We start from the raw sequence: 19093 nt of genomic DNA, 5'->3' as shown, positions 1-19093 counted from the left end.
GGCGGAGCCTCGCCCCCTTGAAATACCTCGTCTCCTTTCGTACCACGCTGAAAGTCTCTCGCTACCTGTTTCGGGCGCTGGCACTACTGCTTTGGCTGCTGGTGGCGTTGTTCTCGGTGTTTTACATCGTTAACGCGTTACACCAGAAAGAAGCGGAGATCCGCCAGGAGTTCAATTTAAGCTCCGATCAGGCCCAGCGTTATATTCAGCGAACTTCCGACGTCATGAAGGAGCTGAAGTATATTGCCGAAAACCGGCTGACGGCGGAAAATGGTATTCTTGCCATTCGTGGGCGAAATGAAAAAACCGAAGTGCCTGATTTTGAGCCTTTGTTCCCGGACTCCGACTGTTCAACCATGGGCAATGCCTGGCGCGGTTCGCTGGAGTCGCTTGCATGGTTTATGCGCTACTGGCGTGACAATTTTTCTGCCGCCTATGATCTGAACCGCGTTTTCCTCATTGGCAGCGACAACCTCTGTATGGCGGATTTTGGCCTGCGCGACATCCCCGTTGAGCGCGATGACGCCCTGAAAAGCCTGCACGAACGGATCGTGAAATACCGTAATGCACCGCAGGAGGAGCGGGGTAACAACCTGTTCTGGATTAGCCAGGGACCGCGTATGGGCGTGGGCTACTTCTATGCTCTCACACCGGTCTATCTGGGCAATCGTCTGCAGGCGCTGCTGGGGATTGAACAGACGATCCGTATGGAAAACTTCTTCACGCCGGGCAGTTTGCCGATGGGGGTGACCATCCTTGATGAGAACGGCCATACGCTTATTTCCCTTGTCGGGCCGGAGAACCGTTTAAAAGTCGATCCACACTGGATGCAGGAGCGCTCGTGGTTTGGCTACACCTCCGGTTTCCGCGAGCTGGTGCTGAAGAAGAGTTTACCCCCTTCGTCGTTGAGTATTGTGTACTCGCTGCCTGTCGATATGGTGCTGGAGCGTATCCGCATTCTTATTCTGAACGCCATTTTGCTGAATGTGCTGGTTGGTGTTGTGTTGTTTATGCTGGCGCGGATGTATGAGCGTCGGATCTTTATCCCTGCCGAAAGTGATGCCCAGCGCCTTGAAGAACACGAGCAGTTTAATCGCAAGATTGTGGCCTCTGCGCCCGTCGGGATCTGTATCCTGCGTACCCAGGATGGCACGAATATCCTCAGTAACGAGCTGGCACATAACTACCTGAACATGCTGACGCATGAGGACAGGCAACGGCTGACGCAGATTATCTGCGGGCAGCAGGTAAACTTTGTGGATGTGCTGACCAGTACCCACACCAACCTGCAAATTAGCTTCGTGCATTCGCGCTATCGTAATGAAAACGTAGCGATTTGCGTGCTGGTGGATGTCTCTGCGCGCGTGAAGATGGAAGAGTCGCTGCAGGAGATGGCGCAGGCGGCAGAACAGGCCAGCCAGTCGAAATCGATGTTCCTGGCTACCGTCAGCCACGAATTGCGTACACCACTTTACGGGATCATCGGTAACCTCGATCTGCTGCAGACCAAAGAACTGCCGAAAGGGGTCGACCGTCTGGTCACGGCGATGAACAACTCCTCAAGCCTGCTGCTGAAAATCATCAGCGATATTCTCGACTTCTCCAAGATTGAGTCTGAGCAGTTGAAAATTGAGCCGCGTGAGTTCTCGCCGCGCGAGGTGATGAACCATATCAGCGCTAACTATTTGCCGCTGGTGGTGCGTAAACAACTGGGGCTTTACTGCTTTATTGAGCCGGATGTGCCGCTGACGTTGCACGGCGATCCGATGCGCCTGCAGCAGGTCATCTCGAACCTTCTGAGCAACGCTATCAAATTCACCGACACTGGCTGTATTGTGCTGCATGTCTGTCGGGCAGGGGACTACCTGCGCATCCGCGTGCGTGACACCGGCGTAGGTATCCCGGCGAAGGAGGTTGTCCGTCTGTTTGATCCCTTCTTCCAGGTGGGCACTGGCGTGCAGCGCAATTTCCAGGGCACCGGGCTGGGGCTGGCGATCTGTGAGAAGCTCATCAGCATGATGGACGGTGATATCTCCGTTGATACCGAACCCGGCATGGGAAGCCAGTTCACCATCCGCATTCCGCTCTATTCCGCGCAGTATCCGGCGAAAGCAACCGTTGACGGATTGAGTGATAAACGCTGTTGGCTGGCGGTGCATAATGCATCCTTACAGGATTTTCTTGCTTCACTGCTGACCAGCAGCGGTGTGCGGGTCTCGCGGTATGAAGGCCAGACGCCGGATGCTGACGATATGCTGATTACCGATGGCGAACTGGAACAGGCGTGGACGGGCAGAGGCGTCGTGACGTTCTGCCGCCGTCATATTGGGATACCTGCAGAGCGTGCGCCTGGTGAATGGGTGCACAGCGTGGCGACGCCTCATGAGCTTCTGGGGCTGCTGGCACGCATTTACAGCGTACAGCTGGAAGACAGCGATGGCACAGCGGCACTGCCGTCACCGGATGCGCTGGCACTGGCTAATGACGATATGATGATTCTGGTGGTGGACGACCATCCGATTAACCGCCGCCTGCTGGCCGATCAGCTCGGTTCGTTGGGGTATCAGTGTAAAACGGCCAATGACGGTGTGGATGCCCTGAATGTGCTGAGCAAAAACCACATTGATATTGTCCTCAGTGATGTGAACATGCCAAATATGGACGGCTACCGTCTGACCCAGCGCATTCGTCAGCTTGGTCTGACGCTCCCGGTGGTTGGGGTAACGGCAAACGCCCTGGCGGAAGAGAAGCAGCGCTGTCTCGAATCCGGTATGGACAGCTGTCTGTCGAAACCGGTGACGCTGGACGTGCTGAAGCAGACGTTATCTGTCTATGCGGATCGCGTGAGGAAAACGAGAATATAAAAAAGGCCCGAAAGGGCTGAGGGTTCCCCAGAAAATTTACGACTTGAAGCGATTAATATTTTATAAGTGAAATAAATGACTTACAGCGATGCCCCGGTCCGGCTGTGAATCGCTGAGGCGTTTCCTGCAGGCCGGGGCGAGGCGCATGGATGCGCCGAGAGGGCGGGCTTTACAGGGACGTTGCCTCCGCCCGTACCCGATAAGCCGAAAGGAATAAGCCGAAGGTACCGCGAAGCGGCGATTTACCGCCGGGAGCCCAGGTCGCCAGGGTGGTGGCGACTGAGCCACCCTGGCACGTTCACCGCTTAAGGGGTTAAAGAGCAGCAAGAAAATTGAAGTGAACGGAAATTCCACCTCAGCCGTATGTTCCCCTCACCCTAACCCTCTCCCCAGAGGGGCGAGGGGATTGTTCACTGCTCGCATTATTTTGTGGGGAGTGCAGGCCGGGTAAGCGCGAGCGCCACCCGGCATTGACAGCGGGAATCAATCCTTGTCCGTCGCGCTCAGCGTGACAGAGGAGAGATAGTTCAGCAGGGCAATATCGTTATCCACGCCCAGTTTCATCATTGCTGATTTCTTCTGGCTACTGATGGTTTTGATACTGCGGTTCAGCTTCTTGGCAATCTCAGTCACCAGGAAACCTTCAGCGAACAGGCGCAGAACTTCGCTCTCTTTTGGTGACAGGCGTTTATCGCCATAACCGCCCGCACTGATTTTTTCCAGCAGACGAGAGACGCTTTCAGGCGTGAATTTCTTGCCTTTCTGCAGTGCAGCCAGCGCTTTCGGCAGATCGGTCGGCGCACCCTGTTTCAGGACAATCCCTTCGATATCCAGATCCAGTACGGCGCTCAAAATAGCCGGATTATTGTTCATGGTCAGAACAATGATCGAGATGTCCGGGAAGTGACGTTTGATGTATTTGATAAGCGTGATCCCATCACCGTATTTGTCTCCAGGCATGGAGAGATCGGTAATGAGCACGTGCGCATCAAGTTTCGGGAGGTTATTGATCAGTGCTGTAGAGTCTTCAAATTCACCGACTACATTCACCCACTCGATCTGTTCAAGCGATTTGCGAATACCGAACAGTACAATCGGATGGTCATCGGCAATAATTACGTTCATATTGTTCATGTATAAGGCTACCTTGCTACAGCAAGCTCTTGACATAGGTGTCAATGTCGCTGATGTATTTTTCAATGCCAGAGGCATCTTTCTCACGAATTAGATGTTCCAGCGTTTCACATAACTGCTTGCCGGGAACCAGATTAAGCATGGCAAACACCCCTTTAAGCCGGTGTGCTGTCTGTGCCAGCGCCGCAAAATCATTCGCAGCGGACTCAGTATACAACCGCTTAACATCATCTGGTACTGTATCAACAAAGAGTGAATAATATCCGCTGGCGTGGAGCTCGGCATTTTCATTGCCGCCTAACGGTGATTCCGCTATCTCTTCCTGCGCCAGCTGCTCTTCTATAAGTTGTAGTACAGCTTCCTGCATTGCATTACTCATATTAAAGTTTACGCGCATCTGCCCAGGGCCGATTTTTCGCACGCCTGGCTCATCATCGCTTAAAAGCAAGCCGGAGGCAGTAAGATTAGACGGATTATCAGTTAAAAACAGATCAAATTCTTGACTCGCGAGTCTTTCGTCGGGGGTGATGCAGGCCGCGCCCCAGTTTTCTAACTGACGAACCACAATATTGCGGATCTCATTTGATGTCACATCCACCATCACTATCACCTCATCCAGCAGGCGTTCTTCATCTTCTTCCTGTGGATTGGCGGCCATTTTAACGTGCAGTGAGTAGCGGGTGCCGAGCGACTCACGCGCCTTGATATTCAGATGGCCACCGAGTTTACGCGCCAGCTGGTCACACAGCCAGAAGGTGAGGGCATTGGCCTTGCCATAGCGATCGCTTTGGGTATCGTTCAGGAACGGGAAATGCAGGTTATCGATTTCACTCACGGTAACGCCTTCACCGGTGTCCAGAATGCGGAACGTCAGACGGTCATCTGTCGATTCGTCGGTGCTGACTTCAAGCGTGATTTTGCCGATCTGCGTCGTGGTCACCGCATACTGAATGAGCATCAGCAGTATGCGACGCAGCGCTTCACGATCCCCGTGGCGTTCATCATTCGCCGGCAAATGGTTGTTGATGAGCAGTTGTAGCCCTTTGCGCTTAATGACGGGCAGGACGTCCGGAACCACTTCATCGATCAGATCCTGAATAGAGAAGAGCGTTGCAGTTCCCTTCCAGATGTCGTTTTCCAGCATGTTAGCCAGCTGGATTTCATCGACCAGACGCACCAGCGAGTCGGCCTGGTTGGTCAACTGCTGGCTTTCTGGCGTGTTCAGGCTTGCGGCCTGCGCGGCCAGCGTTTTGAGCGGCTGCTTGAAGGCATCGCCAATATTCTGCATAAACGCCGCGCGACCCTGCTGGTTTTTCTCATACAGCCTTTGCGCCTGCTTGAGTTTTTTATTCACCAGCACTTCACGGTCCTGGTCGCGGATAACAAAGATTTGCGTGCGTGACGCAACCTGGCTACGGAACTGGCGGATCTCATACAGTTCATTATTGATGGTGGCCTGAATCACGCCCTGATGCTGGTCTGCCATGCTGGTGATGTTTTGCAGGTTAAGATGCGGAAGCAGGTGGTCGGCAATTTTGTTGCTCATCACCGTACGGTTTGCTTCCTGGTCGTGAACTAACACTCCGAGTGGCAGTACGGAAATGATCTCTTCATTCAGTGCGCGCAGTACGCGTAACTCATTGCTGGTCCCGGTGGAGACCGATGTGGCGTCACTCTGACGCGAGGGCTGGAAACGGAACGTGCTGTAGCCAAACAGCGCCAGCGCCAGCAGGCCGATATTCAGCAGAAGCGGCAGCAGAATGTTTTGCAGGGTGTCGAGCAGCAACGTGCCAAAAGGCACCTGCCACACCAGGCGCATGCCGGTTGAGTTCAACGATGAGGCAATCTCAATCTTCGAGCCGTTAAACGAAATAGAGACGCTTTCGGCATTCTCTTTGTCCGGCGGCGTTCGCATATTTTGTGTGCTGTTATCGGGCTCCAGACGGAAGCTGTCCAGTGGCATATCCGGCGGGATCAGATCGTTAATGGGCAGATCGAAGGCGACCACGGTTGCCAGATGTCCAGGCTGGTTAAAGGTGGTGCGCAGCGTAAAGTAGTGACCATTTTGCCAGGCGAGGCGGCGCAGGGAGGAGAAACTTTCACGTTCATCAAGTGCGTTGGCCTGTTGCAACATTTCAGCCCGACGGGAATCGACAATGCTGCCCACCGTCGTCTCTTTAAAACCAGACGAGAGATCTTTAAGCGGCAGGGTAGAGATCAGGATCATGCTGTTGTCCTGACCGTTCAGGTAGTACATCGACCACGGAACCGTCTCGGCACCCCACAGGGTATCAAGATAGGCCGAAATCCGCTGCGTCATCTCAAGCGTCGCGCTGTCATGCGAGCCGAATATCAGCGCTTCTGTTTTGCGCTGCGGCTTTTCGAGGTAATAGACATCCTGTTTGAGACGGGTTTCCTGCAAACCTTCCCCGGAGGAAGTCGCGGGTGTCGCGGCGATATTGTCGTAAATTTGCCATGTTGCATAACGCCAGGTATCGATGCGTTTATGCACTGCATGAGTGATATCGACAATCTGATAGCTCTTGTCCTTAAGCCAGGCATTGACGGCACTCTGGACCATCACTCCCATCGTGACTAACAGCACAACGATCAACAGAAGAAAGAAACGGGTGATGCTCCCAGGGAGAAGGGAAAATTTGCTTGGGGCAGTAGTTTCAGTCTGACTCATTGATTTGTATAACCCGTGATGGCCGCGCTTAAAGGGGATAGGGCAGTATAAAGGGTAATAACTGAATTTCCAGCGTCCTTGTCAGTGGGCAGAATACTTTTTCTGTACCGCTGAACGTTCTCCTGGGTTGCGTTAAATGTGTACGAAATGAGAAGGAATGTACAAATAAAGGACTAACTCATGGAAAGAATAGCACGAATTAACAAGAAATTAAGTTTTTCGATGTGTGTAAACCCGGTCAGATGGAGGCGGATGAGATTTAGTTAATAGTCGTTATAATTTCCACCTGGTAGCACAAGAAAATTATAATTACGTAAAGAAAGGTAAAAAAAAACCGAATGCTGAGCATTCGGTTCAATTAGGGATAAACAGACATTCAAAGCTGAATGACGGTAATAAATAAAGTTAATGATGATAGCGAGAGTTATTTTAGTGAGATTAAGTGATTTTGTTTTGTCTTTCAGTGCTGTAACCGTTTTTGGTGTAAGTCATTGATTGTATTGAAATGAAATTTTATTTTGATTATTAGTGCTATATTTTTGAACGCTTTGTGCTTTGTAAAAGTTCCTCCAAATTTACAAATTGAAACATCTTGTTGGTAGAATGAAACATCTTCAAAGTTTTAGTATCATATTCGCATTGGATTATTCTGCATTTTTGCGGAGAATGAACTTGCCGACTGGTTAAGAGGGTTAACCGGTAAGCAGTGGTAATAATAAGGCATATAACAGAGGGTTAATAAAATGAAAGTTAAAGTACTGTCCCTCCTGGTACCAGCACTGCTGGTAGCAGGCGCAGCAAATGCGGCTGAAATTTATAACAAAGACGGCAACAAATTAGATCTGTACGGTAAAGTTGATGGCCTGCACTATTTCTCCGATGACGATGGTGCGGATGGCGACCAGACCTACATGCGTCTTGGCTTCAAAGGTGAAACCCAGGTTAACGATCAGGTGACCGGCTACGGTCAGTGGGAATACCAGATTCAGGGTAACACTGACGAAAGCGATAACCAGTCTTGGACGCGTGTGGCGTTCGCGGGTGTGAAATTCGCTGAAGCGGGCTCTTTCGATTACGGTCGTAACTACGGCGTCATCTACGACGTAACGTCCTGGACTGACGTTCTGCCAGAATTTGGCGGCGACACCTACGGTGCAGATAACTTCCTGCAATCCCGTGCTAACGGCGTAGCAACCTACCGTAACCAGGACTTCTTCGGTCTGGTTGATGGCCTGAACTTTGCTCTGCAGTATCAGGGCAAAAACGGCAGCGTAAGCGGTGAAAACGACACTGGCCGTAGCACCCTGAAACAAAACGGTGACGGTTACGGCGCGTCTCTGACCTACAACCTGGGCGAAGGCTTCAGCATCGGTGGTGCGATGTCCTCTTCCAAACGTACTTCAGACCAGAACAACACTGCCGCGCTGGGTGATGGCGATCGCGCAGAAGTTTACTCTGGTGGCCTGAAATATGACGCCAACAATATTTACCTGGCGGCACAATACTCTCAGACCTATAACGCAACCCGTTTCGGCGACTCTCAGAGCAGCAGCGACATCTACGGTTTTGCTAACAAAGCGCAGAACTTTGAAGTGGTTGCGCAGTACCAGTTCGACTTCGGTCTGCGTCCATCCGTGGCTTACCTGCAGTCCAAAGGTAAAGACATTGAAGGTTACGGCGATCAGGATCTGCTGAAATATGTTGATGTTGGCGCGACTTACTACTTCAACAAAAACATGTCTACCTATGTGGACTACAAAATCAACCTGCTGGATGACAACACCTTCACTCGCCAGGCGGGTGTAAGCACTGATGACATCGTAGCGCTGGGTCTGGTTTACCAGTTCTAATCGCTTCACGGTATTGCAAGGGGCCAACTGGCCCCTTTTTTATGCATTTTTTAGGGTCTTCAATTCCTGCGTTTTGGTGTACTCTTGCCGCCCTGGCATGAGGATAATAATGAATGGACATGACTTTTTTACGCGCCAGCTTTCTGGCTACCCTTTTTTTTCTGACAGCATGCGACTCTTCCACACCTCCGGCAAAAACGAACGCGCCAGCGGCGACGGTGCTGGAAGGCAAGACGATGGGCACCTTCTGGCGCGTCAGCGTGATGAATCTCGACAACGCGCGTGCTGACGAACTTCGCGGCAAAATCCAGTCACAGCTTGATGCTGACGATCAACTGCTCTCGACCTATAAAAACGACTCAGCGCTGATGCGTTTTAATCTGTCCACCAGCACGTCCCTTTGGCCGGTGAGCGAAGCGATGGCCGATATCGTTACTGAATCTCTGCGTGTGGGCTATAAAACGCATGGTGCGATGGACGTCACCGTGGGCCCGCTGGTTAATCTCTGGGGGTTTGGCCCGAACAAACAGCCGGTTACGACACCTTCTCAGGCGGCTATTGATGACGCCCGCGCCCGCACTGGGTTGCAGCACCTGACGGTCATCAATCAGTACGGTCAGCAGTACCTGCAGAAAGACATTCCCGACCTGTATGTCGATCTCTCCACGGTTGGCGAGGGCTATGCTGCGGATCACCTGGCCGCGTTGATGGCTGAGGAAGGTATTTCGCGCTATCTGGTCTCTGTGGGTGGCGCGCTGGTCAGCCGGGGCATGAACGCCAGCGGTAAGCCATGGCGGGTGGCCATTCAAAAGCCCACCGATCAACAAAATGCGGTGCAGGCGATTGTGGATATCAATGGTCACGGCATTAGCACCTCCGGAAGTTACCGGAACTATTACGAACTTGAGGGCAAACGCATTTCGCATGTGATCGATCCGCAAACGGGTCGCCCGATCGCCCATAACCTGGTTTCTGTTACCGTCATTGCCCCGACAGCGCTGGAAGCCGACGCCTGGGACACCGGCCTGATGGTGCTCGGGCCGGAGAAGGCGAAAGAGGTGGTGCGCCAGGAAGGGTTGGCCGTTTATATGATCACCAAAGAAGCCGACGGGTTTAAAACCTGGAGCTCGCCGCAGTTCGACAGTTTCCTGGTCAGCGAGCAGAATTAAAAAGCAAGGTTGCGGGTTTTTGCTCACTGGCACTCAGGCAAGGTAGGAGTATGCTTGTAAGAGGAGCCAATGATGAAAAACGCAACCTTTACCACCGATGAGGATCGCTGGCTGGCTGTTCTGGCCCGCGACCCTCGTGCAGATACTCAGTTTGTCTTTGCCGTGCAGACAACCGGCATTTTTTGTCGCCCGTCCTGTCGCGCCCGCCACGCACTGCGTAAGAACGTTCTTTTTTATCCCGATGCCCGACACGCTGCGCTTGCCGGGTTTCGCCCCTGTAAGCGTTGTATGCCCGACAAACGCGATCCGCAGGAGCAGAAGGTGGCAAAAGTTGAACTGGCCTGCCGTCTGCTGGAGCAGGACCCGTCGTTGACGCTGGAGACACTCGCGCAGCAGGTTGCAACCAGTCCGTTCCATTTCCACCGCCTGTTTAAATCCGTGACCGGGATGACGCCGAAAGCCTGGCAGCAGGCGGCGCGGGAACAGCGGCTGCGCAGTGCGCTGGCGCAGGGGGATAAAATCACCGACGCCGTACTGGCAGCCGGTTTTCCGGATAGCAGCAGCTATTACCGTAAAGCCGATGGCGCGCTGGGAATGACGGCGAAACAGTATCGCAAAGGGGATGTTGCGGTACGTTACGCAACCAGTGACTGTTCATTAGGCCGCTGTCTGGTAGGGGAGAGTGAACGGGGGATCTGTGCCATATTGCTGGGCGATAACGACGCGGTGTTAACTGCAGAACTGTTAGCGCTGTTTCCGAACGCTGAGCGGGAACCGATGGAAGGCGAATTTGCCCTGCGCGTTCAGCAGGTCATTGCCAGTATCGACAGTCGCGCCACGCCGCTATCGCTCCCGCTGGATATTCGCGGAACGGCCTTTCAGCAGCAAGTCTGGCAGGCACTGCGCGCTATTCCCTGTGGTGAAACGGCAAGCTACCAGCAGGTGGCTCGGGCGCTTGGTAAACCGAATGCCGTGCGTGCCGTGGCGGCTGCCTGTGCTGCTAATAAACTGGCGATTATTATTCCGTGTCACCGTGTGGTGCGTAATGATGGGGCACTTTCAGGCTATCGCTGGGGTATTGCCCGAAAAGCGCAGTTGTTGAAACGTGAGGCAAAAAACCAGGAGGGATAATGCTCGATCTTTTTGCCGATGCTGAACCCTGGCAGGAGCCGCTGGCACCAGGTGCGGTGATCTTACGCCGCTTTGCTTTGTCGCGCGCGGAAGTGCTGTTTAACGATATTCATGCTGTGGCGGCACGCTCGCCGTTTCGCCATATGGTGACGCCGGGTGGGTACACCATGTCGGTGGCGATGACCAATTGTGGTCAGTTGGGCTGGGCGACGAACGAACGTGGCTATTTGTATGCACCGGAAGACCCCCTAACCGGCAAGCCGTGGCCACAGATACCTGCAGCTTTTCAGGCGCTGTGCCACGCTGCTGCCGTGGAAGCAGGCTATGCCGATTTTCAGCCAGATGCCTGCCTGATCAATCGCTATGCCGTGGGGGCAAAACTCTCTTTGCATCAGGATAAGGACGAGCCGGACCTGCGGGCACCGATTGTCTCTGTCTCACTCGGTCTGCCCGCCGTGTTTCAGTTTGGCGGGCTGAAGCGCAACGATCCGCTCAAACGGCTGATGCTTGAGCACGGGGATGTGGTGGTGTGGGGCAGGGAGTCGCGGCTTTATTATCATGGTGTTCAGCCGCTTAAGCCTGGCGTTCATCCGCTGACGGGTGAGTTTCGCTACAACCTGACCTTCCGGCAGGCATCGTATGGCGAATTAAAATAAGAATTATTCTTGATGTGCGCGCTGGGCAGTTTAAACTGCTGGCTGATTTTTATTGCCCGGATAGCTCTGCATGCAACTACTCATTCTTGTCTGGCGTCAGTACCGCTGGCCTTTTATCGCTGTGATGGCATTGAGCCTTGCCAGCGCCGCGTTAGGTATTGGTCTGATCGCGTTCATTAACGTGCGTTTGATCGAAATGGTCGATACGTCATTGTCCGTTCTGCCGGAATTTCTGGGTTTGCTGCTGCTGTTGATGGCGGTAACGCTCGGTTCGCAGCTGGCGCTGACCGCGCTTGGCCACCATTTTGTTTTCCGTCTGCGCAGTGAGTTTATCAAGCGCATTCTGGATACGCAGGTGGAGCGTGTGGAGCAACTCGGAAGTGCTTCTCTGCTGGCGGGGCTGACCAGTGATGTGCGCGCCATTACCATTGCTTTTGTACGTCTGCCGGAACTGGTGCAGGGCATCATCCTGACCTTTGGCTCGGCGGCTTATCTCGCCTGGCTTTCCACCAAAATGCTGGCGGTGACCGCGCTGTGGATTGTTATCACCATCTGGGGCGGGTTCCTGCTGGTGTCGCGCGTCTATAAACACATGGCGGTGTTGCGTGAAACTGAAGACAAGCTCTATAACGATTATCAGACGGTGCTGGAAGGGCGCAAAGAGCTGACCCTGAACCGCGAGCGTGCCGAGCATATTTTTAACAACCTCTATATCCCGGATGCGCGCGAATATCGCCACCATATTATTCGCGCCGACACTTTCCACCTGAGTGCGGTGAACTGGTCAAACATTATGATGCTGGGGGCCATTGGCCTGGTGTTCTGGATGGCAAACAGCCTGGGCTGGGCGGATACGAACGTCGCGGCAACCTACTCGCTGACGCTGCTGTTTTTGCGCACGCCGCTGCTCTCCGCCGTTGGTGCGTTGCCGACGCTGCTGAGCGCCCAGGTCGCGTTTAACAAGCTCAGGAAATTTGACCTTGCGCCGTTTAAAGCCGAGTTTCCGCGCCCGCAGGTATACCCGAACTGGCAAACGCTGGAGCTGCGTAACGTGACGTTCCGCTATCAGGATAATGCGTTTTCCGTCGGGCCTGTCAACCTGACGATCCACCGCGGCGAGCTGCTGTTCCTCATCGGCGGCAATGGTAGCGGAAAATCGACCCTGGCGATGTTGCTCACTGGGCTCTACCAGCCGCAATCGGGCGAAATTTTGCTGGATGGCAAAACGCTGAGCGCTGAAAAACCCGAGGACTATCGCAAACTTTTCTCGGCGGTGTTCACCGACGTCTGGCTGTTTGATCAACTGCTGGGTCCAGAGGGACAGCAGGCTAACCCTGCGCTGGTGGAGAAATGGCTTGCGCACCTGCAGATGTCGCACAAGCTGGAGTTACAGGATGGCAAAATCCTGAACCTCAAGCTCTCGAAAGGGCAGAAAAAACGTGTGGCGCTGCTGCTGGCGCTGGCGGAAGAGCGCGACATCATCCTGCTGGATGAGTGGGCGGCGGATCAGGACCCGCATTTCCGCCGCGAGTTTTATCAGGTGCTGTTGCCGCTGATGCAGGAGATGGGCAAAACCATCTTTGCCATTAGCCATGACGATCACTACTTTATCCACGCCGACCGTCTGCTGGAGATGCGCGACGGCAAGCTGAGCGAACTGACCGGCGACGAGCGCGATGCGGCGTCCCGTGATGCGGTGGCGCGCACGGCCTGATGCCAGTGTGCCGGGTGGCGGCTTCGCCTTACCCGGCCTACGATTTTGTAGGCCCGTGCAAGCGTAGCGCCGCCGGGCACAATGATTTGCACGATATGCCGCTTTTTTATTCATCCCGCCCCGTTGTTTATTCTTATTTACATATCTCCGCGCTATGCTTGATGTCATCTCATTTTATGGATTTATGATTGATGTCGTTATTAAGCAAAAACAGCGCAAGGCTGCGCGACCAGGAGCGTGCGCGGCTCATCTGGCTCCTGACGACCGATAAAGCGGTCACGTCTGCGTTATTGGGCAAATTGACCCTGGCTGAGCAATATGATGTCGGCACGTTATCCGACGATATTGCTGAGGTAGGTGCGCTGGTCGCCCATTTACCGCCGCCGGATCTGGCGGATACTCTCGAAGCGCTTCCCTCGGAAGAACGCCATGCGCTGTGGCGGCTGGTGCAGGATCAGGAGCGCGGACAGGTGCTGCTTGAAGCATCCGAAAACGTCTGGGACGACCTCATTGATGAGATGAGTGACCGGGATATCCTTGATGCCCTGCAAACGCTGGATATCGACGAACAGATTTACCTTGTTCAGCACCTGCCGAGAAACCTGATCGGCCGCCTGCTGGCCTCGCTGCCTGCGGATGAACGGGCACGTGTGCGCCAGGTCATGCACTACGAGAAAAACAGCGTCGGCGCGATCATGGAGTTCGGCGTCATCATGGTGCGGCCGGACGTCACGCTTGGCACGGTACAGCGCTACCTGCGCCGCCTGGGCAGTATGCCGGACAACACCGACAAACTGTTTGTCACTTCGCGAGATAAAACCCTGCTCGGCGAGCTGGAGCTAAAAACAATCCTGCTGAACAGCACCCAGCGGCGGGTGAGTGAGGTGATGGAAACCGAGCCAATGGTCTTTTCCCCGGAAGATGACGCGGAAAAAGCGGCGCGTACCTTCGAACGTGATGACCTCGTGAGCGCGGCGGTCGTGGATTCTGTCGGCAAACTGATGGGGCGTCTGACCATTGATGAGATCGTTGACGTGGTTTATGAAGAGACTGACAACGATCTGCGTGCACTCGGTGGGATCAGTGCTGAAGATGATGTTCACGCTTCCGTTGGTAAGGCGGTCAAAACTCGCTGGGCGTGGCTGGCCATTAACCTGTGTACTGCGTTTATTGCTTCACGCGTTATTGATGGCTTTGAACACACGATTTCGCAACTGGTGGCGTTAGCCTCCCTGATGCCGATTGTGGCCGGCATTGGCGGCAATACCGGTAACCAGACCATCACCATGATCGTCCGCGCGCTGGCGCTGGAAAATATCCAGCCGGGTAACTTTTCGTGGCTGATTTTCAGAGAGATGGGCGTGGCGCTGATTAACGGCCTGGTGTGGGGCGGTATTATGGGCGGTATCACCTGGTGGCTGTACGATGATATGGCACTGGGTGGGGTGATGATGCTGGCGATGGTGCTGAATTTACTGGTCGCGGCGATGATGGGCGTCATCATCCCGCTGACGATGACCAGACTGGGACGCGACCCCGCGGTGGGGTCGAGCGTGATGATCACCGCCATCACCGATACCGGCGGTTTCTTTATTTTTCTTGGGCTGGCGACGATTTTTCTTCTGTAACCCGCCGCTTAATGCGGGCGGGAAGCAGTGCCATGACGATAATCCCGCCCAGCACGCCGATTGCCAGATTACCGGTTGAAACCGTTGCGGCTACGGTGACCAGCATCACGACTGTTTCAGCAATGGGCGCGCTTTTCACCGTTGCAGGCTGAAGGCTGTGCCAGCTGAACGTTTTGATCGCGACGATCGCCATGATCCCGGCCAGCACGGCCATCGGGATTTTGGCCATTACCTCGCTCAGTGCCGTCACCAGCACCAGCAGCACAATGCCTGCCGCGACGGTTGAAATACGGCTACGGCCTCTTCCCATCTCCACGTTGACGATGGTTTGCCCAATCATCGCGCAGCCTGCAATACCACCGTAGAAACCGGCCAGGATATTGCCGACGCCCAGCCCGATGCTTTCGCGGCGTTTGCTCGACGGCGTCACGGTCAATTCATCCACCAGTTTTGCTGTCAGCAGTGATTCCAGCAGGCCGACGAAGGCAATACTCAGTGCGCACGGCCAGATAATGCTCAGCGTCGCCATATTGAGCGGCACAAGGAGCTGAGTCAGCCCTGGCAGGCTGCCGCTCATCGAACCTTCATCACCCACGGTTGGCAGAATTTGCCCGCTGGTGACGGTGAGCAGAGTAAGCACCACAATCGCGATAAGCGGAGAGGGGATGCTTTTGATATAGCGCGGCACCCACAGAACAATCAGCAGCGTCAGCACAAACAGGCCAATAATCAGCGGGTTTTTGCTCCAGAAATGGGGCACCTGCGCAAAGAAAATCAAAATACCGAGAGCGTTAACAAAGCCGGTCATCACCGACTGAGGGATAAAGCGCATCAGCCGCGCCATGCCAAGTGCGCCGAAGAGAATTTGGATCATACCCGCCATGATCACGGCTGGCAGAATGTACTGCACGCCGTGCTGCTGCACCATCGGACCAATCACCAGCGCAACAGAACCCGCGGCAGCGGTCACCATCGCCGGGCGGCCTCCGAGCAAGGAGAGGGAGAGACAAAGCACGACGGAGGCGATCAGGCTCACCTTCGGGTCAACGCCCGCGACCACGGAAAACGAAATGACTTCAGGGATGAGTGCAAGGGCAGTAATCACGCCTGCCAGCGTTTCGCGCATCAGACGTTTTGGCGAACGTAAAACAGTGGCGACACGGCCTTCATGGGATACAGACGAGTGGGGTAATGACATAACAATTCGCAAGTAGGGGCAGGCTTCCGTGCGCGCGATCACAAAGTGCAGCATAGTAGCCAGAAAATCCCGCTATTACCAGCTGCCAGCGTAATTCCCTACAAACAATCCATCATTAAATTTCACAATTACAATAATTTCGTAACCTTTAAACAATATTTAAAAGTTGCTACCGTTCCCCCGCAGCTTTTTTCACCTGCACTTTCCATGCATCACGCACTATTAACTAAGGCATAAATTATGAAAAAAATGACTGCCATGCTCTTTTCTCTGGCCGTGGGGCTGAACACTGTCTCAATGGCGGTGAAAGCAGACACACCAAAAGAGCAGGAAACGGACGTCCTTTTAATTGGTGGCGGTATCATGAGCGCCACGCTGGGAACTTACCTTCACGAATTACAGCCGGACTGGTCGATGACCATGGTCGAGCGCCTCGATGGTGTGGCTCAGGAGAGCTCTAACGGCTGGAACAACGCCGGCACCGGGCATTCGGCACTGATGGAACTGAACTATACGCCACAGAAAAAGGACGGTTCCATTAGTATCGAAAAAGCGGTCGAGATCAACGAAGCGTTCCAGATCTCACGCCAGTTCTGGTCACACCAGGTGAACAGCGGTGTGTTACACGATCCGCACTCTTTCATTAACACCGTGCCGCACATGAGCTTTGTGTGGGGCGATCAGAACGTCAACTTCCTGCGCGCACGCTACGCTGCTCTGCAGCAGAGCACTTTGTTCCGCGGCATGAAATACTCTGAAGATCATGCGCAGATCAAAGAGTGGGCACCGCTGGTAATGGAAGGCCGTGACCCGAATCAGAAAGTGGCGGCGACACGCACTGAAATCGGTACTGACGTCAACTACGGTGAAATCACCCGTCAGCTGGTGGGTTCTCTGCAGAAGAAAGAGAACTTTAACCTGCAGCTCAACACTGAAGTACGTGGCTTCAAACGCAACGCGGATAACAGCTGGAGCGTGACCGTTGCCGACCTGAAAAACAACGAAGCTGAGCACATCATCAAGGCGAAATTTGTCTTTATCGGTGCGGGCGGCGCGGCGCTGAAGCTGCTGCAGGAGTCTGGTATTCCTGAAGCGGACGACTACGCGGGCTTCCCGGTGGGCGGCCAGTTCCTGGTGTCAGAAAACCCGGACGTGGTGAACCGCCATCTGGCGAAAGTGTACGGTCAGGCTTCTGTGGGCGCGCCGCCGATGTCTGTTCCACACATCGATACCCGTATGCTGGACGGTAAACGCGTGGTGCTGTTCGGGCCGTTCGCGACGTTCTCCACCAAATTCCTGAAAAATGGCTCCCTGTGGGACCTGCTCAGTGCCACTACAACGTCTAACGTCAAGCCAATGATGGATGTGGGGCTGGATAACTTCGATCTGGTGAAGTACCTGATTAGTCAGGTGATGCTCTCCGATGAAGAACGTTTTGAAGCACTGAAAGAGTACTATCCGCAGGCGAAGAAAGAGGACTGGCGTCTGTGGCAGGCGGGCCAGCGTGTGCAGATTATCAAACGCGATCCGAAAGAGGGCGGCGTGCTGCGTCTGGGCACTGAAGTGGTGAGCGATAAAGAGGGCACTATTGCCGCACTGCTGGGCGCTTCACCGGGTGCATCCACTGCTGCGCCAATCATGCTGCACCTGATGGAAAAAGTGTTCAAAGATAAAGTCGCGAGCCCGGAATGGCAGGCGAAGCTGAAAACCATTATTCCATCCTACGGTACGAAGCTGAACGGTAACGTGGCGGCGACGGAGCAAGAGCTGGAATACACCAGCCGCGTTCTGCAACTACAATATGTGAAACCGCAGGCTGCGGATGCTGCGCCAAAAGCGGAGCTGAAGCCTCAGACGGAAAACAAACCGGTGGCGGATATCGCGCTGTAAAATAAAAAAGCCGGGTGGCACTAATGCCTACCCGGCCTACGTTCGCTGTTATTTTGCAGGTCGGGTAAGGCAAAGCCGTCCCCGACCTTTTTTAACGTACTACCGCGGGACTGACAGTCTCATCTGCCTGCCACACGCGATATTTCACCTCTACGTTTTCAGGCGTATATACCACGATCGGCAGCTTGCTGTTGTAGCGCAGCAGACTGTTATCTCCCAGATACGCAGTCACAAATTTTTTCTCTTTCTTGCCGTCCGGGCAGGCCATCATGGTAGAGACCGGCGACGTCACTTTATCAAAGACGTAGTAGTCATAGCCCCAGCCTTCCAGCGTTTTGCTTTCCAACTGGCCGCCCAGACGGTGCTGGTTGCAGTCTACGTCCAGCGTCTGCCCGATTAGCAGTTCAACTTTAAAGTTGGCTTCATTCTGCTGAGCCGGCAACTGAATAACCTGACGCTTCATTCCTTTATCCGCTTGTGGATAGGGGGCTACTTTTTCCAGTGGCTGCTCTTTTGAAGAGTCGCTCGCAAAAGCACTGGCGCTGACGCAGGCTGCGGCGATCAGGGCGATAGCAAATTTAGGTGCGTTTTTCACAGTCATTCCTTTATGTCAAAACGATCCTGACCACATTACCATAATGTAGATGAATGATTGGATTGATTTACCTACATTTTCAAAATGACTAGTGGAATGCACTGCGTTATTGCTTTGTTTGTGGTTGTTAATGCTGTCATGGAGTCGGACGGGCGATCGTGTTATTTTAAGCGCTAAATAATGTTAGCCATCTGTAAAGGGAAGAGAGACATGATTCGCGCAAAACTGAAAACAGCTGAAGGCCGTAAGTTCTTACTGGCGCTGCTGGTTGTATTTATGATTGCCGCTGCATGCGTCGGGCGGGCCACCATTGTCGGCGTCATCGAACAGTACAACATTCCGTTTTCTGACTGGACGACCAGCATGTTTGTGCTGCAGTCAGCGATGATCTTCGTTTACAGCCTTGTCTTCACCGTTCTGCTTGCTATCCCGCTGGGCATTTTCTTCCTGGGCGGACGTGAAAAGCACTAAGCATTCATTTGCGATAGTGAAGCCAGCCTGCGGGCTGGCTTTTTTATGTCTGATGATATTTATTCGCATTTCCAGGATATTCTGTGTCGAACGATGATGTTCGT

General features: G+C 53.8%; 13 protein-coding genes. 9 read left to right on the top strand and 4 right to left on the bottom strand.

What is annotated here, in order from left to right:
• Positions 1–17 precede the first annotated feature (17 nt).
• A complete protein-coding gene (gene rcsC / locus EoCCA6_RS04600) occupies positions 18–2864 on the top strand; it encodes a two-component system sensor histidine kinase RcsC (protein ID WP_152081677.1) in 2847 nt (948 codons plus the stop codon).
• A 483-nt stretch (positions 2865–3347) separates the two neighbouring features.
• On the opposite strand, the gene rcsB is transcribed toward rcsC, so the two are convergent.
• Both rcsB and rcsD read right to left on the bottom strand, forming a co-directional pair.
• Positions 3348–3998 (bottom strand): response regulator transcription factor RcsB, encoded by a 651-nt coding sequence (gene rcsB / locus EoCCA6_RS04590; protein WP_003859405.1) that lies wholly within the window; start codon positions 3996–3998, stop codon positions 3348–3350.
• Positions 3999–4014: 16 nt separating this feature from the next.
• Positions 4015–6687, bottom strand: a complete 2673-nt coding sequence (rcsD, locus tag EoCCA6_RS04585; RefSeq protein ID WP_152081675.1) for a phosphotransferase RcsD — start codon at positions 6685–6687, stop codon at positions 4015–4017.
• A 743-nt stretch (positions 6688–7430) separates the two neighbouring features.
• Here rcsD and EoCCA6_RS04580 point away from each other — a divergent pair.
• From EoCCA6_RS04580 to mgtE, 6 genes are all read left to right on the top strand, one after another.
• Positions 7431–8537, top strand: a complete 1107-nt coding sequence (locus EoCCA6_RS04580; protein ID WP_152081674.1) for a porin OmpC — start codon at positions 7431–7433, stop codon at positions 8535–8537.
• Positions 8538–8650: 113 nt separating this feature from the next.
• Positions 8651–9706 carry an FAD:protein FMN transferase ApbE gene (apbE, locus tag EoCCA6_RS04575; protein ID WP_152081673.1) on the top strand — a complete coding sequence of 352 codons (1056 nt, stop codon included), beginning with the start codon at positions 8651–8653 and terminating at the stop codon, positions 9704–9706.
• A 72-nt stretch (positions 9707–9778) separates the two neighbouring features.
• Positions 9779–10837, top strand: a complete 1059-nt coding sequence (gene ada / locus EoCCA6_RS04570; RefSeq protein ID WP_152084398.1) for a bifunctional DNA-binding transcriptional regulator/O6-methylguanine-DNA methyltransferase Ada — start codon at positions 9779–9781, stop codon at positions 10835–10837.
• Entirely contained in the window at positions 10837–11493 is a 657-nt protein-coding gene (alkB, locus tag EoCCA6_RS04565) for a DNA oxidative demethylase AlkB (RefSeq protein ID WP_152081672.1), read from the top strand. Before ada ends, alkB begins: the two co-directional genes overlap by 1 nt.
• Before the next feature lie 70 nt (positions 11494–11563).
• Positions 11564–13207, top strand: coding sequence for a multidrug ABC transporter permease/ATP-binding protein (locus EoCCA6_RS04560; RefSeq protein WP_152081671.1), 1644 nt, complete (start codon positions 11564–11566; stop codon positions 13205–13207).
• A gap of 191 nt (positions 13208–13398) precedes the next feature.
• The gene (gene mgtE, locus EoCCA6_RS04555; RefSeq protein ID WP_152081670.1) at positions 13399–14835 is read left to right on the top strand and encodes a magnesium transporter; all 1437 of its coding nucleotides are present in this window, start codon (positions 13399–13401) and stop codon (positions 14833–14835) included.
• Here the strand turns inward: mgtE and EoCCA6_RS04550 are convergent.
• A complete protein-coding gene (locus tag EoCCA6_RS04550) occupies positions 14798–16087 on the bottom strand; it encodes a SulP family inorganic anion transporter (protein WP_152081669.1) in 1290 nt (429 codons plus the stop codon). The two genes, mgtE and EoCCA6_RS04550, sit on opposite strands and share 38 nt — an antisense overlap.
• Before the next feature lie 186 nt (positions 16088–16273).
• Here EoCCA6_RS04550 and mqo point away from each other — a divergent pair, with 186 nt between their 5' ends.
• Positions 16274–17923: a malate dehydrogenase (quinone) gene (mqo, locus tag EoCCA6_RS04545; RefSeq protein WP_152081668.1), complete on the top strand. Its 1650-nt coding sequence runs from the start codon at positions 16274–16276 to the stop codon at positions 17921–17923.
• Between the two features lie 91 nt (positions 17924–18014).
• On the opposite strand, the gene eco is transcribed toward mqo, so the two are convergent.
• A complete protein-coding gene (gene eco, locus EoCCA6_RS04540; protein ID WP_152081667.1) occupies positions 18015–18524 on the bottom strand; it encodes a serine protease inhibitor ecotin in 510 nt (169 codons plus the stop codon).
• 204 nt (positions 18525–18728) lie between these two features.
• Between eco and EoCCA6_RS04535 the strand changes: the two genes are divergently transcribed.
• Positions 18729–18989: a DUF2534 family protein gene (locus tag EoCCA6_RS04535; protein ID WP_152081666.1), complete on the top strand. Its 261-nt coding sequence runs from the start codon at positions 18729–18731 to the stop codon at positions 18987–18989.
• The last annotated feature ends 104 nt before the right edge of the window (positions 18990–19093 follow it).

It is taken from the genome of Enterobacter oligotrophicus (assembly GCF_009176645.1).
GTDB classification, from domain to species: Bacteria; Pseudomonadota; Gammaproteobacteria; order Enterobacterales; family Enterobacteriaceae; genus Enterobacter; species Enterobacter oligotrophicus.
Note: the sequence above shows the minus strand (reverse complement) of the source record. Positions and strands in the feature narration are given on the sequence as shown.

Excerpts from the sequence above, each read along its gene's own strand:
- rcsB (WP_003859405.1), bottom strand. The coding sequence starts at position 3,998 with ATGAACAATATGAACGTAATTATTGCCGATGACCATCCGATTGTACTG.
- rcsD (WP_152081675.1), bottom strand. The coding sequence starts at position 6,687 with ATGAGTCAGACTGAAACTACTGCCCCAAGCAAATTTTCCCTTCTCCCT.
- EoCCA6_RS04580 (WP_152081674.1), top strand. The coding sequence starts at position 7,431 with ATGAAAGTTAAAGTACTGTCCCTCCTGGTACCAGCACTGCTGGTAGCA.
- apbE (WP_152081673.1), top strand. The coding sequence starts at position 8,651 with ATGGACATGACTTTTTTACGCGCCAGCTTTCTGGCTACCCTTTTTTTT.
- ada (WP_152084398.1), top strand. The coding sequence starts at position 9,779 with ATGAAAAACGCAACCTTTACCACCGATGAGGATCGCTGGCTGGCTGTT.
- alkB (WP_152081672.1), top strand. The coding sequence starts at position 10,837 with ATGCTCGATCTTTTTGCCGATGCTGAACCCTGGCAGGAGCCGCTGGCA.
- EoCCA6_RS04560 (WP_152081671.1), top strand. The coding sequence starts at position 11,564 with ATGCAACTACTCATTCTTGTCTGGCGTCAGTACCGCTGGCCTTTTATC.
- mgtE (WP_152081670.1), top strand. The coding sequence starts at position 13,399 with ATGTCGTTATTAAGCAAAAACAGCGCAAGGCTGCGCGACCAGGAGCGT.
- EoCCA6_RS04550 (WP_152081669.1), bottom strand. The coding sequence starts at position 16,087 with ATGCTGCACTTTGTGATCGCGCGCACGGAAGCCTGCCCCTACTTGCGA.
- mqo (WP_152081668.1), top strand. The coding sequence starts at position 16,274 with ATGAAAAAAATGACTGCCATGCTCTTTTCTCTGGCCGTGGGGCTGAAC.
- eco (WP_152081667.1), bottom strand. The coding sequence starts at position 18,524 with ATGACTGTGAAAAACGCACCTAAATTTGCTATCGCCCTGATCGCCGCA.
- EoCCA6_RS04535 (WP_152081666.1), top strand. The coding sequence starts at position 18,729 with ATGATTCGCGCAAAACTGAAAACAGCTGAAGGCCGTAAGTTCTTACTG.